This is a genomic window from Thermococcus camini, from assembly GCF_904067545.1.
Lineage (GTDB): Archaea > Methanobacteriota_B > Thermococci > Thermococcales > Thermococcaceae > Thermococcus > Thermococcus camini.
This window is the reverse complement of record NZ_LR881183.1, coordinates 1,496,750-1,510,102: the sequence shown is the minus strand read 5'-3', so window position 1 is coordinate 1,510,102 and position 13,353 is coordinate 1,496,750. Positions and strand designations below refer to the sequence as shown.

17 protein-coding genes and 1 rRNA gene are annotated in these 13,353 nt (G+C 55.9%); 9 read left to right on the top strand and 9 right to left on the bottom strand.

The window, feature by feature from the left end; genetic code table 11:
- Window positions 1-23: 23 nt before the first annotated feature.
- Window positions 24-1,289 carry an adenosylhomocysteinase gene (locus tag TIRI35C_RS08225; RefSeq protein ID WP_188203152.1) on the bottom strand — a complete coding sequence of 422 codons (1,266 nt, stop codon included), beginning with the start codon at window positions 1,287-1,289 and terminating at the stop codon, window positions 24-26.
- 142 nt (window positions 1,290-1,431) lie between these two features.
- Between TIRI35C_RS08225 and TIRI35C_RS08220 the strand changes: the two genes are divergently transcribed.
- The gene (locus TIRI35C_RS08220) at window positions 1,432-2,013 is read left to right on the top strand and encodes a cyclase family protein (RefSeq protein WP_188202462.1); all 582 of its coding nucleotides are present in this window, start codon (window positions 1,432-1,434) and stop codon (window positions 2,011-2,013) included.
- On the opposite strand, the gene TIRI35C_RS08215 is transcribed toward TIRI35C_RS08220, so the two are convergent.
- Window positions 1,995-2,414, bottom strand: a complete 420-nt coding sequence (locus TIRI35C_RS08215; RefSeq protein WP_188202461.1) for a ribonuclease P protein component 4 — start codon at window positions 2,412-2,414, stop codon at window positions 1,995-1,997. The genes TIRI35C_RS08220 and TIRI35C_RS08215 overlap by 19 nt on opposite strands.
- Before the next feature lie 4 nt (window positions 2,415-2,418).
- On the bottom strand, window positions 2,419-3,954 hold the full coding sequence (locus TIRI35C_RS08210; protein ID WP_188202460.1) for a hypothetical protein: 1,536 nt from the start codon (window positions 3,952-3,954) through the stop codon (window positions 2,419-2,421).
- Window positions 3,955-4,010: 56 nt separating this feature from the next.
- Here TIRI35C_RS08210 and rrf point away from each other — a divergent pair.
- From rrf to TIRI35C_RS08195, 3 genes are all read left to right on the top strand, one after another.
- A 5S ribosomal RNA gene (gene rrf / locus TIRI35C_RS08205) occupies window positions 4,011-4,132 on the top strand.
- 73 nt (window positions 4,133-4,205) lie between these two features.
- Window positions 4,206-4,868: a protein-L-isoaspartate(D-aspartate) O-methyltransferase gene (locus tag TIRI35C_RS08200; protein WP_188203151.1), complete on the top strand. Its 663-nt coding sequence runs from the start codon at window positions 4,206-4,208 to the stop codon at window positions 4,866-4,868.
- A 39-nt stretch (window positions 4,869-4,907) separates the two neighbouring features.
- A complete protein-coding gene (locus TIRI35C_RS08195) occupies window positions 4,908-5,540 on the top strand; it encodes an HAD-IB family phosphatase (protein WP_188202459.1) in 633 nt (210 codons plus the stop codon).
- Window positions 5,541-5,679: 139 nt separating this feature from the next.
- Here the strand turns inward: TIRI35C_RS08195 and TIRI35C_RS08190 are convergent, their stop codons facing one another.
- The gene (locus tag TIRI35C_RS08190; RefSeq protein WP_188202458.1) at window positions 5,680-6,888 is read right to left on the bottom strand and encodes an A24 family peptidase C-terminal domain-containing protein; all 1,209 of its coding nucleotides are present in this window, start codon (window positions 6,886-6,888) and stop codon (window positions 5,680-5,682) included.
- Window positions 6,889-6,897: 9 nt separating this feature from the next.
- Window positions 6,898-7,065 (bottom strand): class III signal peptide-containing protein, encoded by a 168-nt coding sequence (locus TIRI35C_RS08185; protein WP_014013518.1) that lies wholly within the window; start codon window positions 7,063-7,065, stop codon window positions 6,898-6,900.
- A gap of 90 nt (window positions 7,066-7,155) precedes the next feature.
- Between TIRI35C_RS08185 and TIRI35C_RS08180 the strand changes: the two genes are divergently transcribed.
- Window positions 7,156-7,494, top strand: coding sequence for an ASCH domain-containing protein (locus tag TIRI35C_RS08180; protein WP_188203150.1), 339 nt, complete (start codon window positions 7,156-7,158; stop codon window positions 7,492-7,494).
- On the top strand, window positions 7,491-8,060 hold the full coding sequence (locus tag TIRI35C_RS08175; RefSeq protein ID WP_188202457.1) for an ASCH domain-containing protein: 570 nt from the start codon (window positions 7,491-7,493) through the stop codon (window positions 8,058-8,060). The genes TIRI35C_RS08180 and TIRI35C_RS08175 overlap by 4 nt, the downstream gene beginning before the upstream one ends.
- Here the strand turns inward: TIRI35C_RS08175 and TIRI35C_RS08170 are convergent.
- Window positions 8,041-8,307 carry a hypothetical protein gene (locus TIRI35C_RS08170; protein WP_167892795.1) on the bottom strand — a complete coding sequence of 89 codons (267 nt, stop codon included), beginning with the start codon at window positions 8,305-8,307 and terminating at the stop codon, window positions 8,041-8,043. The two genes, TIRI35C_RS08175 and TIRI35C_RS08170, sit on opposite strands and share 20 nt — an antisense overlap.
- Window positions 8,308-8,458: 151 nt before the next feature.
- Here TIRI35C_RS08170 and TIRI35C_RS08165 point away from each other — a divergent pair, with 151 nt between their 5' ends.
- Window positions 8,459-9,169 carry a TIGR02253 family HAD-type hydrolase gene (locus tag TIRI35C_RS08165; protein WP_188202456.1) on the top strand — a complete coding sequence of 237 codons (711 nt, stop codon included), beginning with the start codon at window positions 8,459-8,461 and terminating at the stop codon, window positions 9,167-9,169.
- A 72-nt stretch (window positions 9,170-9,241) separates the two neighbouring features.
- On the opposite strand, the gene pgsA is transcribed toward TIRI35C_RS08165, so the two are convergent.
- The 3 genes from pgsA to TIRI35C_RS08150 are packed head-to-tail and all read right to left on the bottom strand — an operon-like array spanning window position 9,242 to window position 11,958.
- A complete protein-coding gene (gene pgsA / locus TIRI35C_RS08160) occupies window positions 9,242-9,808 on the bottom strand; it encodes an archaetidylinositol phosphate synthase (RefSeq protein WP_188202455.1) in 567 nt (188 codons plus the stop codon).
- A gap of 9 nt (window positions 9,809-9,817) precedes the next feature.
- The gene (locus tag TIRI35C_RS08155) at window positions 9,818-10,354 is read right to left on the bottom strand and encodes a tRNA (cytidine(56)-2'-O)-methyltransferase (protein ID WP_188202454.1); all 537 of its coding nucleotides are present in this window, start codon (window positions 10,352-10,354) and stop codon (window positions 9,818-9,820) included.
- Window positions 10,351-11,958, bottom strand: a complete 1,608-nt coding sequence (locus TIRI35C_RS08150) for a transglutaminase-like domain-containing protein (RefSeq protein WP_188202453.1) — start codon at window positions 11,956-11,958, stop codon at window positions 10,351-10,353. The genes TIRI35C_RS08155 and TIRI35C_RS08150 overlap by 4 nt, the downstream gene beginning before the upstream one ends.
- Before the next feature lie 50 nt (window positions 11,959-12,008).
- Between TIRI35C_RS08150 and TIRI35C_RS08145 the strand changes: the two genes are divergently transcribed.
- Together TIRI35C_RS08145 and TIRI35C_RS08140 are read left to right on the top strand one after the other, a co-directional pair.
- On the top strand, window positions 12,009-12,788 hold the full coding sequence (locus TIRI35C_RS08145; protein WP_188203149.1) for an SAM hydrolase/SAM-dependent halogenase family protein: 780 nt from the start codon (window positions 12,009-12,011) through the stop codon (window positions 12,786-12,788).
- The gene (locus TIRI35C_RS08140; RefSeq protein ID WP_188202452.1) at window positions 12,789-13,352 is read left to right on the top strand and encodes a nicotinamide-nucleotide adenylyltransferase; all 564 of its coding nucleotides are present in this window, start codon (window positions 12,789-12,791) and stop codon (window positions 13,350-13,352) included. It abuts the gene before it with no gap.
- Window position 13,353: the final 1 nt, after the last annotated feature.

Below are 13,353 nucleotides of genomic sequence, written 5' to 3'. Positions count from 1 at the left end.
CATCACCCGAAAAGAAAAGGGACTCAGGTCCCGTGCTCCCAGCTTTCCAGGTATTTCCTCTGCTCCTCGGTGAGCTCCTCGATTTTTATCCCCATCGAGGCGAGCTTTATGCGAGCGACCATCTCGTCTATTTCCCTCGGGAGCACGTAGACCCTCGGTTCAAGCCTCTCGTGGTTGTTCAGTATGTATTCGGCCGCCTTCGCTTGCAGGGCGAAGCTCATATCCATTATTTCCGCCGGGTGGCCGTCTGCCGCGGCGAGATTTACAAGCCTGCCCTCAGCGAGAAGGTAAAGCCTCCTTCCATCTTTGAGCTTGTACTCGGTTATGTTCGGCCTCGGCTCGCTTATCTCGACCGCCAGCTCCTCGAGGTCCGGTTTGCTTATCTCCACGTCGAAGTGGCCGGCGTTGGCTAAAATGACCCCATCCTTCATGACCTCGAAGTGCTCCTTCCTTATGCAGTTGATGTCGCCCGTCGAGGTGATGAAGATGTCGCCCACCTTCGCCGCTTCCATCATGTCCATGACCAAGAACCCGTCCATTCTGGCCTCCAGAGCTCTAATCGGGTCAACCTCGACGACTATAACCGTTGCTCCGAGACCTTTAGCTCTCATCGCTATGCCCCTGCCGCACCAGCCGTAGCCGACTACAACCACGTTTTTTCCGGCAACGAGGAGGTTGGTGGTTCTCAGGATTCCGTCCCACGTTGACTGGCCGGTACCGTAGCGGTTGTCGAATAGGTATTTTGTGTAGCTGTCGTTCACCGCTATGATGGGGAACCTCAACACGCCGTCCTTCTCCATGGCGCGGAGCCTTATGACGCCGGTTGTCGTTTCCTCGCTCGCCCCCCAGAGTCCGTCTATCAGCTCGGTTCTCTCCTTCAGCACCGTCGAGACCATATCCGCGCCGTCGTCTATGATGATGTTCGGTTCTATGTCGAGCGCCTTGTGCAGGAACTCATAGTACTGCTCCCTGTCCTCCCCGCGAATCGCGTAGACCTTGACCCCTGCCTTTGCCAAGGCAGCGACAACGTCGTCCTGGGTTGAGAGCGGGTTGCTGGCCGCCGCCGAGACCTCCGCACCGGCAGCCTTGAGTGTGAGGAGCAGAAAAGCCGTCTTCATCTCAAGGTGCAGTGTTGCCGCGATCCTGACTCCCTTGAAGGGCCTTTTCTCCTCGAATTCCTTTCTTATTGCCTGGAGAACAGGCATAAACCTGGAGACCCAGTCTATCTTTTTCTCGCCGTCCGGGGCCAGGTTGATGTCCTTAACGCAGTAATCCCTCGTGCAGTTCATCATCATCACCGGTGAACCTATGGGGCCATACCTTAAAACACTTGGGCTACCATTTTTGTGTATTCAATTTCATATTTAATGTGGTTCATTCAACCTCCGGAAAGGTTTTTAGGGTGATGGCGCTATAACTGTTGGTGTTCCCATGATACTCGACCTCTCCCTCCCCATCTCGGAAAACACCCCAGTTTACCCGGACGACCCGCCCGTGAGTGTGAAGCTCTGGGCCGTCATCGACAGGGACGGCTACTACATGAACGTCCTGAAGATGGGGGAGCATTCCGGCACCCACGTTGATGCCCCTGCGCACTTTATTCCCGGTGGAAAGACGGTTGATGAGATGCCGCTTGAGAAGTTCATCGGTGAGGGCATCGTTCTGGATGTCAGGGAGGGGGATGGGCCTGTAGGACTCGACGAGATTCCTGATGGCGGCTACTTTGGAAAGATGGTGCTTTTCCTGACGGGCGGCAGGGAGCTCTCCCCTGAGGTGGCGCTGTTCCTGGTGGCGGAAGGTGCAAGGGCAGTCGGGACTGATGCCATGAGCATCGGGGACGACGCCGTTCACAGGATACTCCTGAGTGCGGAGGTCCCCGTTTTCGAGAATCTGGTCAACCTGGAAGTCCTCATCGGGATGGAATTCACCTTTGCAGCTTTTCCCCTGAGAATAGAGGGTGGCTCAGGAAGCCCCGTCAGGGCGGTGGCGATAGTTCAGCGGGGATTGGAATGATTTTCTGACGGTGCTTTGGCCCCCCGTCCATTTTCGACGGTTTCCCCCGTAAGGGAGGCTTTTCTACGCTCCTTCTGCTCCCTGATGTACGGGTACCTCGTTATGTGGCCGCAGTTGAGGCACTTAATGACAACGTGGCCGTTCCTGAGCCTCACCCTGGCGTTAACGCCCGGAACGAGGAAGGAATGGCATTTCTTGCAGTATCGCCTTTTCCACTTTCTCGGCATCCTTATCCTGGCCTTCTGCTGAACCGCGAGGGCTATCTCAACGTAGCGATTGGCCAGCTCTGGCTCATAGGGAAAAACCCTTTCTGCGAGCGTAAAGAGGGTCTCAATCCTCTCTCGGGCGATCCTGCGCTTTTCCCTCTGCTCCCTCTGGCGGATGAATTTTTTCTTGCTCATGGTATCACCGTATCAGTATCAGCTTTCCAGGAAACGGCTCGTAAATGTAGCCGGTGGCTATAAACTTTTCAATCAGATTGAGGGCGTCCCGTTCGTTAAAGCCGTTCTTCAGCATCTCTCTCAGGAACTCCTCCCGGGTAACTTCTCCGAGGGGACTTGTGGAGGCGAGGTCGTGGAAGATCTGGAGGGCCTTCTGGGCACGGGCATCATAGGGAATGTAGCGCTCGTACTCCCTTTCGAGCTTCATTATGACCTCGGGCCGCTTTCTAACGAGCTCACCAAAAACCACGTTCCACTCGTTCAGTATCGTATCATCGATCTCCCTGACGTCTTTAACCGCCCTATCTGTTACCTTTCCGTAGAACCGGGTGATGGCCCCAAAGAGCCTGCTGTCGAGATAGAACCTCATCCCCAGGTGAAGCACGCCGCTGGGTGTCGTCAGCTTCTCAAACGTTTCGCTGTACTCTCTCCTGCCCCATCTTCTCCATTTCAGGTGCTCGTCCCGCAGTTTGCTCAGCTCCCCGTGGTCCATTGATAGATAACGTTCCCTGTTGGTGAAAATCGTCACGAGAAGGTTCGGAATCAGCTGGCGGAATTCCCTGTTCTCCTCGAAGTATGGCTTCTCCTCCCACGGCATGAGCACAAAGGGCGTTTCAGAAATCTTTGCCAGGGGATCGGTTGGATTTGCCTCGACATCCCGGGGCAGCAGACCGATCGCCCTTTTGTTTACTATACGCCCTTCGCTCCATTTCGGCACTCCCGTCAGTCCTTTCCTCGAAGAAGGGATGTAGTATTTCATGTCTGTCCCGTTGGGGTTTCGCGCTCGGAAATCGATGTCCAGTACGGGGTCGCTTATTTCAAGGGCAGTCTCTTTCCTCAGGCGGACCTCCCACGGCAGGCTCGACTGGAAGTATTTCAGGGCCTTCCAGAGGGCCAGGAGCCCCATGTTTTCTTGGTACTTGTAGACGGTGTACTCAAAACCCTCGCCCCATTGGGGGGCCTCGCTTCCCCATAGGATATACGGGACGCCGTAGAGTGAATAGATAAGGGCCTTCATCATGTCCTTGCGGACGTAGATGGTCCTTTCGAATAGGTCAACCACCTCGCGTCTGCTCAGCGCGAACTCCCGGTAGTCCCTCCAGTACTCCGAGTAGTCCCTTCCTTCGATTGAAGCGGCGTGAATCATCCTCAGGTTTCCCCAGCGGTACGCATCTGAGGTTCCCTTCACCACGACGTAGCTCCCGGGCCTGACGTCCCCGCTGACCCCCGTTCCTTCCGTTGCCCGTATCACCAGGTACGTCCTGAACTCCTCCCTCCCGAGCCCCGCCAGCTCCGAGGGTGAGAGGGGGGACAGGAGGTAGTATGCGGCGTCTCTCGGGGCGTTGGGGGGCTTTCTGCCCAGCAGAAAACCTGCTATCTCAACGTCCTCGCCGTTTTTAAGCCGCTGGATTCTCAACTGAAACTCCCTGAGCCGTCTGCCGGGACTCAGCGGCTCCCTTGCCCTCTCCATCCTAAGCAGTTCCAGTATCTCCCTGTCCATCAAACGGTTCTATTGACCGTAAAGTTTATAAACCCTCCGCGGCAGGTATGTATCGGTACGGCGGTCATAGCGGCGGGGTCACACCCGGTCTCGTTTCGACCCCGGAAGTTAAGCCCGCCAGCGATCCCGGGTGTACTGCCCTCCGAGAGGGGGCGGGAAACCGGGGACGCCGCCGGCCACTATCTACCTTCTCACGCAGTTTCTCGCAAGTCTTAAATCGTTTGGGTGCATACTCCTTTTCGATGAGTTCGATGGTTTCCAAAGACGAACTCCTGAGGAGATGGGAGAGAACGGTTGAGAGGCTTTTTCGGGAGAGGGTTATACGAACCGAGGCCGTTAGGAGGGCTTTTCTTAAATACCCGCGCTACCTCTTCGTTGAAAAGCGCTACCGGGACTATGCCCACGTTGATGAACCCCTTCCAATTCCCGCCGGGCAGACGATAAGTGCCCCACATATGGTGGCGATAATGCTCGAGCTGGCGGAGCTGGGGCCCGGGATGACGGTCTTGGAGATAGGAACCGGCAGTGGGTGGAACGCGGCCCTTATAGCTGAGCTTGTAAAGACCGACGTTTATACGATAGAACGGATTCCCGAGCTTGTCGAATTCGCAAGGAGGAATCTTGAGAAAGCTGGGGTGGAAAACGTCCACGTGATTCCCGGGGACGGTACGGAGGGCTTTCCCCCAAAGGCGCCCTACGACAGGATAATCGTCACCGCTGGGGCGCCGAGGGTTCCCGAGCCCCTGGTGGAACAGCTGAAGCCGGGAGGAAAACTGCTGATACCCGTTGGGAGCTATCACCTGTGGCAGGACCTCCTGGAGGTCGTCAAGCTTCCCGACGGTTCAACTGAGACCAAGAACCACGGGGGCGTTGCATTTGTGCCGCTCATAGGGGAGCACGGCTGGAGGGGGTAGGCTTTTAAGCTCCCTCCGGGCTTTTCTTTAGGTGGTACTATGGTGAGGCTCATAGCCTTTGACCTTGAAGGAACTCTGGTCAAATCCATCTCCAGCTGGGTGGAGCTTCACAAGAGGTTTGGAACCTGGGAGAAGGGGAAGGAGTACGCCGAACTCTTCTTTGCGGGAAAGATAGACTACGTGGAGTGGGCCGACCTCGATGCCTCCCTGTGGAAGGGGCACACAAGAGAAGAAATAATGGAATGGGCGAACTCGGTCGAGTACATGGATGGGGCAAAGGAGCTCATCGAGTTTCTGAAGGAGAACGACTTCAAGATAGCGATACTGTCAAGCGGTCTCATGTGCTTGGCTGGAAGGATCGCCAAGGAGCTCGGGGTTGACTACGTTTTTGCCAACGAGCTGATCTTTGAAAACGGCGTCGTTACCGGAAAAGTAAATCCCCTCGTTGACTTCAAGAGCAAGGGGATTATACTCAGGGAGCTTAAGGATGAGCTCAAGCCCGAGCTGACGATAGCGGTTGGCGATGGATACAACGACCTGAGCATGTTTAAAGAAGCAGACGTCAGCATAGCGATAAACCCCCACGAGGGTGTTGAGGGTGACCACAACGTCGAGAGCCTCCACGAGGTCATGGAGATAATCAGGGGGCTGATAGAAGGACGGGGTCAGTGAAGGGCGTGCTCATCACAGTCAGCAAAGCAAAAGCTCGTCATCCCCCTGTTGGCCCGGCCGGAACCCCCGCCTCACTCCTCCGCGGGGTGGGCGGGCGCCGGGCCAGATAAAATTTCGACGGCGGTTTTAAATCCTTTTCTCACAGTCCCGCTATCTTGAGCTGGATCCACCAGAAGATGTCGCCCCAGAAGTAGCTTATCAGGAAGCCTAGGAAGAGCGCCGGGGCGAAGGGCATCGACTTCTTTCTCAGGAACCTGTTTTCAAGCCTTCCTTCCTCCACGAGGCGTCTGAGCTCTTCTATCTGCTCTTTCCTGAGGCCCTCCGCGGAGGATGATGCAATAACCCTCCCGTAGTCGGGCCGGAGGAGGGAGGGGTCCGCTGAGGTGACGGCGTTCTTGATACGCGTGAAGAGGTCGGCCCTGTCCCTGTAGATTTCTCCGTCCCTCTCGAACACGGTTTCCCCTAGTATATCCCACTCTTCAAGCGCTTCGACGGGCACCTCTTCCATCAGGACGCTCCTTCTCATAAACTTCACAAGGGAGAAAAACACCTTGAACAGGTACAGCACTGCGAGGAGCTTTAGGAAAGCCCTTGCCATCGGCAGCGGGTCGATGTATAGGAGATACGCCAGAACGGCTATTCCGATGACGTCCCCGACTTTCCTGAACTTGCCCAGGACGTATATCACCGCTACTGTGAGGATCCACGACCAGATTCCGGCTATAACCACTCCTGTCGTTTCGTAGATCATCAGCCGGAAGCCTAGTGCGGCCATTATCCAGAGGGCAACCTCAGCGGTCAGCCGTGCCCTGTCCGTGAATATCTTTCTTAGCTCCTCGAACTGCCTTCTGGCGATGATCACGCCGAAGGAGTAGATGAATATGAACGGGAAGACCGCTATGATGCTGTTCAGCAGCACGGTCAGTGGATAGAGCGGGTAGCCTATGGCATAGGGGGGCACCATTGACGCGGTCGAGGGCGGGTAAGGAAGCAGTGTGGAGAATCCGGCCAGTATTACGGCGTCGCCGCTGGCCCAGGCGCCGATGTAATAGAGCAGCAGGCCCAGAATAAGTCCCAGAATGAAACCCAGAACCCCGGAAACGGCCGGGATGGTGTTGTGCTGGGTGTGGAGTCCCTGGTAGAGGTAGTAAAGTATGCCAACTTCGACGGCTGGAATCGGTATCCTGTCGAGGAGCCCCTCACTTTCCTCGCTCTCCCATCCGAGGAGCTTTCCGATTAGTGCGAGGGTTGGAAAAACGTGTATATCATCTATGAATCCCGTTTTCATATCGGTATACGAAGTAACGACTCCCATAACCAGCCCCAGAAGAAGGGGAACGTATTCCATGATTTCACCTCAGAGGTCTTCGAGTATCTCCTGTCTCACCTGGGTCACGTAGTTGGAGATGGCCTCGTTCATGTTCTTAACACCGTTGAGCACCACTCTGGCAGCGATGAGCACGAGCACGAGCACTGCAGCCAGCATGAAAAGGTACTCAATGGCCCCCTGAGCGCTTCTTCTCATCTCTCACACCTGACTTTAATTCGGTGCTAAAGGATTTAAAAGTTTCCATCAGCCTTTTAAGCGGGGAGTGGAATCGGGGTCGTGGTGAAGATGAGAGTGTACAGGTTGAGGGTTCGCGAGGAGTACCTGGACTACATAAAGTCCGGGGAAAAGAGGATAGAGGTCAGGGTTGCCTATCCCCAGTTCAGGGGAATGAAGCCCGGCGACAAGATAATCTTTAACGATCAGGTTCCCGCCGTGATCACGGGCGTGAAGGAATACGAGACGTTCCGTCAGGTTCTGAGGGAGGAGCCGATAAAGAAAATCTTTCCAGACGAGCCGAGCTTTGAGAGGGCGGTGAAAAGGTTCCACGGTATGTATCCCAAGTGGAAGGAGAACCGCTACGGAGTCATAGCCATAAGATTCAAGCTCCTCGGTGAGGGGAGATGAGGCACCTAGAGTTCGACGGACGCTACGCAGAGGCGATACTGAGCGGAAGGAAGAGAGCGACGGTGAGGCTGGGCAGGAGACCGAACCTCAAACCCGGAGACGAGGTTCTTATCCATTCGGGCGGCTACGCAATAGGGAAGGCTGTTATCGAGAGGATCGAGAGCAAAACCGTTGGCGAGCTTACCGACGAGGACGCTTTTCTGGACGGTTTTTCGAGCAGGGAGGAGCTGATAAAGGCCCTCAAAAGCCACTACAGGCACGTTAACGACGACTCCATCGCCCACGTTATAGTCTTCCGACTCGTGGAGCGCTTTGAGAAGCCGGTCATGAGCTCGGACTACGCCTACGAGGGTAATCTGCCGGTGGAGATAGCCGAGAAGGCCCTGAAGTACCTAGACCTGTCGGAGGGGGACAGAAAACTCCTGGAACTTTTCCTCCAGGCGGGAAGTCTGAGAAAAGCAGCTTACAGGCTCGGGGGAATGAACAAGAGGTACTTGATTAGGGACGCCCTCAGGAGGGCCTACGAGGAGCTGAAAAAGAGGGGTATCATGGGACCGAATGTTTGAGCCCCTCGAGGACGTTCGTTTTTCCGCCGTTTTTAACGGCAGAAATCACAACCGGAATGAGCTTAAAAGTTCCGCCGTGTATCACACGCTTGAGGTCTCTCATGAACGTCTCCATCTCGAACTCGTCCCGGAATTCCAGCTTGGCTATGAAGTCGTACTCCCCGTAGAGCCAGTACCCTTCGACGGGGAGCTTTTCCAGAACCTCGTCCCGGACGCCCCAGACGAGGAGTATCGCCTCGATTTCCATCACCCCTGCCTCGTCCCCCGGGAGTGGATAAAAGTTTTTCTAATGTTTTTCCGTCATAGGTGCAACTTTCTGAAAGATTTTAGGGTCTAACTTGTCGTTCTGCCGGGCAAGTGTTTTAACGTCGGCCCCCAACTTCCCTGGGGTGGTTGTGATGCTCAGGGCAGTCTTCTTTGACTTCGTGGGCACGCTCATAACGAAGGAGGGTGAAAACGTTACCCATCAGAACATCGTGAGGGAGGTCCTCAGAAGGGCCGGGAGGGAGGGCCTCGATTACATGAGGCTCTGGGAGGAGTACGAGGCCGAAAGCTCCGCAATGTTCAAGGAGCTCGCAGGCAAGCCCTACGTCAAGATCCGGGACGTTGACACCGAGGCCATGCGGAGGGTGGCCGGGCGTTACGGCTTCACCGTTCCGGCGGACTTCTGGGAGATAAGCATCTCCATGCATGAGCGCTATGGGGGGCTCTTTCCCGATGCCGTTGAGACGATTAAGGCCCTCAAAGAGCTTGGCCTCCACATCGGGATCATAACAGACTCGGACAACGACTACATCGGGGCCCACCTCAGGGCCCTCGGTATCTACGACATGTTCGACTCCATAACGACCAGCGAGGATGCCGGTTTCTACAAGCCCCACGAGGGGCCCTTCAGGCTTGCCCTCGAAAGGGCTGGTGTTGAAGCTGGAGAAGCCCTCTACGTCGGCGACAACCCGTCAAAGGACTGCGTTGGTGCGAAGAAAGTGGGAATGCTCAGCGTACTACTTGATCCGAAGGGAGAAAAGAGGGAACTGTGGGGCAACTGCGACTTCGTGGTTTCAAAGCTGGGTGAGGTAGTTGAAATCGTGAAGGGCCTGATGGAAAAATGAGGGGTCGGCAACGGCAGGGCTCTTCATTGGCAAAGCCTCACCTAGCGAAATTCTCGTCATCCCCCTTCTTTTTCACTCCCTGAGCCTCTGGTAGGCCGCGTAAAGCCTCTGGAGAACGGTTATCCATGCGAGGATTGCGACGGCGTAGACACCGTACTCAACGTAGCCGAAGAGGGCTGTGATGATTATTATAAGCAATCTCTCGGCCCTCTCCGCTATGCCAACCGCTAACCTTCCTGAGCCGGCCAGCTCGGCCCTGCACCTCTCGTAGCTCACCAGGTAGCTTCCCATGAAAGCTATGAACGCAACGCGCCAGTCGGCTAGGTTTCCGAGGGCTATCCCGAAGAGCACAGCACCATCGCTTATCCTGTCGAAGGTGGAGTCAAGGAAGGCCCCAAAACGGCTCGTCTTTCCGGTGAGCCTCGCGAGAGTCCCGTCGAGCGCATCTATCAGCGAGCCGAAGAGCAGAACGAGGGCCGCTATGGCCTGTTCGCCGCGGTAGAAGAAGTAAGCACCGAGGAGGCTTATCAGCAGGCCGAGGACGGTTATAGTATTCGGAGTAACACCGGCCCTCGCGAGGGGCCGGACGATGGCTTCAAGGTAACCTCTGACGTTTTCACGGTAGTTATTGAGCACCATCCGCAACCCTCACTCAGGTTCGATTACCTTCTTCCCCTTCTCCTGCGGGATTATCTTTAGTCTGGCGTTCTGGAACTCCTTCCTCAAGCCCCCTCCTTCAAGGAGCCTGTCCAGGAAGACTGCCAAAGCGGCAACCTCGCTGTGGGGCTGGTTCCCAACGGCAACGTTGTAGTCCGCCATCTCGTAGACCTCTCTGGGCACCTTCTCGGCGCCGACGACAACTAGCATGTCCCTGCCTTCCTCCAGCTCTTCCCGGATTCTTGGAATGACGTCGTCTATGTGGATTCCGTACATCGTGAGGTGGACTATCGTCCCCCCGCGTTCCTTCCACTCGCGCATGAACTTCCTCCAGCCCGGGTCGAATGCTATCTCGAAGGGCCCTCCCCATCTCCGGACAACGTCCTCGACGCTGTCCCTCACGTGCTCGTCCACCTCGGCCGCGATGATGATTCTATCCGCCCCGAAGGCCCTCGCTGTTAGGGCCACGTGGGTCGTTATCCTCTTATCCCTCTCGGGTCTGTGTCCAAGGCGAAGGACGGTTATCATCCCACATCACCCGCGAATATTTTCCAGTAGCGCGTGAAATCGTCGCTCCACTCCATGTCCCTGTAAAACTCGTACATGGTTTTTACGTTTTGCTCTATTTTCTTGGTGCTGTACTCCTCCATCACCCTGTTGAGGTCATCGTTGTTTGGTGCCGATGAAAGAAGGAAGAGTGCGTAGAGCCTCTCGTTCTCGTTCAAATTGTTGAGGACCATGGTGAGCTTCGAGCGCAGCTCCGGCTTCAGCCTTCCGCTCACAACGCTTATGAGCCTGTCCTCGAGGTTCGCAATGAAGTCCCCCGTAACGTCAACATGCTCATGACCGCTGAGCTCCGTCGGGCTCTGGGCCACCATCCTGTAGCCGTTCTCGGTTATTATCTGATACAGTCTGGGGAAGTACGGACTGGCCAGGTACTCCTCGAGGGAGCCTATGAAGCCGTGCTCGATGTCCACGACGTACCAGCCGTCCGTGGTGTAGAACTCCGTTACGGGCCTCCGTGTGCAGTCCGTCCCGTTGTACAGCGTTACGATCCTCGCGGGGATATCTATGGAGCGCAACATTGCCGTCGTGAGTATCTGGCCCTCCGCGTAGCTCAGCCTGTCCTGGAGGAGTATCTTATCCGGCTCAAGGGTGGAGGTCGTGTCTCCGAAGGAGTAGGTGCGCATCATCCAGCCGTAGATGGCCTTCGCAGCGCCTGGCTCGGAGCTGGCGTTTCCAATTATCTTGAGGGTGAGGTTCCTGAGCTCCGTCCTGTTGAAAGTGGGAGTTGAGTTGTAGCGCTCGGACCAGTAGCCGTCAACGAGGTATCCGTCGGTGATCCAATGATATTTAAGGTCATACGCGTCCTTAAGCGTTCCGCTGTCCGCGTTCCATGGCCTCCACGTTACCTCAAGGGGCACACTTTCGATGACGCTCTTCTCGGAGCTCCCTATTTTGTATCTGAGTATCGTTGAGATGTATCCTTTCCTGTACGCGTACGGGGCCTTTACAGTGTACCTGAGGGTTATCTTCCCGTTCTCGCTTATGCTCTCCGGAAGCGCGTCCGCACTCACCACCCTCATCCCATCGAGGAGGTCGAGTCTGATATCCAGCAGGTCGATTGGAGCCTCCAGCTTGTTCTTTATTGTGACAGTTATCGTGGAGGTCTCACCGCCATGGAGGGTCTCGGGTCCGCTTATCCCGAGCCCTAGCTCGTCCGACGGGGCCGCGCCCTCCGAGACGAATACTCGGAACTGTCCGTAGAAGCCAGTCCAGGTTCGCTTAAGCTCATCGGTCAGTTCAAGTGATAGCTTGAGGTTGTAGTAACCGGGTATGGCAGGGGCCTTGAGTATCCAGACCAGCTGAACGGAGTGGCCCACCGGCAGTACGTCGGGGAACTTTGGTTCCTGGAGTATCTGGAAGCCCTCGTCGCCCAGGACGAGGGTTGCCCCGGTCAGACCCACCTTTCCGGTGTTGTTGACGAACACGATGACGTGGAGCGTTCCGTCGGGCGCGACGACCGTTCTGTCAATCGAGAACCTAACCTCCGCCGGCGGCTTGAAGAGGCATCCCGAGACCACCACTATGAGAATGAGGAGAGGAACCAGGATGGCTTTTCTCATTTTCATCTTCCAAACCCTTTAAAGCCCCCACCGTTAATAAGTTTTAGGTGGTGGCGATGATAACCCTGACGACTGACTTCGGCCTTAAAGGCCCCTACGTGGGGGAGATGAAGGTTGCCATGCTCAGGGTCAATCCCAACGCGCGGCTCATTGACGTTACCCACTCGATAAGAAGGCACTCCATCGTTGAGGGCTCCTTCGTCATGGAGCAGGTGGTGAAGTACTCGCCTGAGGGAACGGTTCACGTTGGCGTGATAGATCCTGGAGTTGGAACCGAGAGACGAGCGGTTATAATCGAGGGCGAGCAGTTCCTCGTCGTTCCGGACAACGGCCTGGCAACGCTTCCGCTCAAGCACCTCAAGGCGAGGAAAGCCTGGGAGATAGACCTTGAAAAGGTGAAGCGTTTCACGAAGTGGGAGGTAAGCTCGACCTTCCACGGGAGGGATGTGTTCGGTCCTGCGGGGGCGCTCCTCGACGCCGGCATTGAGCCAGGCCAGATAGGAACCGAAATTCCTCTAGAAAGTCTCGTCAGGCTCGACGTGGAGCCGAGGCGCGAAGGGGACTACTGGCTGCTCACGGTACTCTACATTGACGACTTTGGCAACGTTATCCTCAACCTCGAGAACTACGGAAAGCCAAAGGCCGTTGAGCTCACCGATTTCGGCTTGAGCATTCCCTACCTCGACACCTACGGCCAGGTGAAGCCCGGCGAACTGCTGGCTCTCCCAGGAAGCCACGACTACCTTGAGATAGCCGTCAACCAGGGGAGTGCCGCCCAAAAGCTCGGTCTGATGGTTGGAGATAAGGTGAGGGTTAGGTTGATTGGAGGTGATTGAATGGTCAAGCGCGGCCTCTTCGTCGGCCGGTTCCAGCCGGTCCACAACGGCCATATAAAGGCTCTCGAATTCGTTTTTTCGCAGGTTGATGAGGTAATCATTGGTATAGGAAGCGCCCAGGCGAGCCATACTCTAAAGAACCCCTTTACGACGAGTGAGAGGATGGAGATGCTGATTCGCGCCCTTAACGAGGCCGGTATGGACAAGCGCTACTACCTGATTCCGCTCCCGGACATAAACTTCAACGCCATCTGGGCGACCTACGTGGTGAGCATGGTTCCCAGCTTCGACGTCGTCTTCACCGGCAACTCCCTGGTTGCCCAGCTCTTCCGCGAGAAGGGCTATGAGGTCATCGTCCAGCCGATGTTCAGGAAGGACATCCTCTCTGCCACAGAAATAAGGAAGCGCATGATTGAGGGAAAGCCGTGGGAGGAGCTCGTGCCGAAGAGTGTGGCCGAGTTCATCAGGGAGATAAAGGGCTGCGAACGGATAAAGATGCTCGCGACGAACCTTGAGAAGAACGAGAAGGAGTTGCAAGCGCCGATAAGGATTCCGGAGTTTTGAG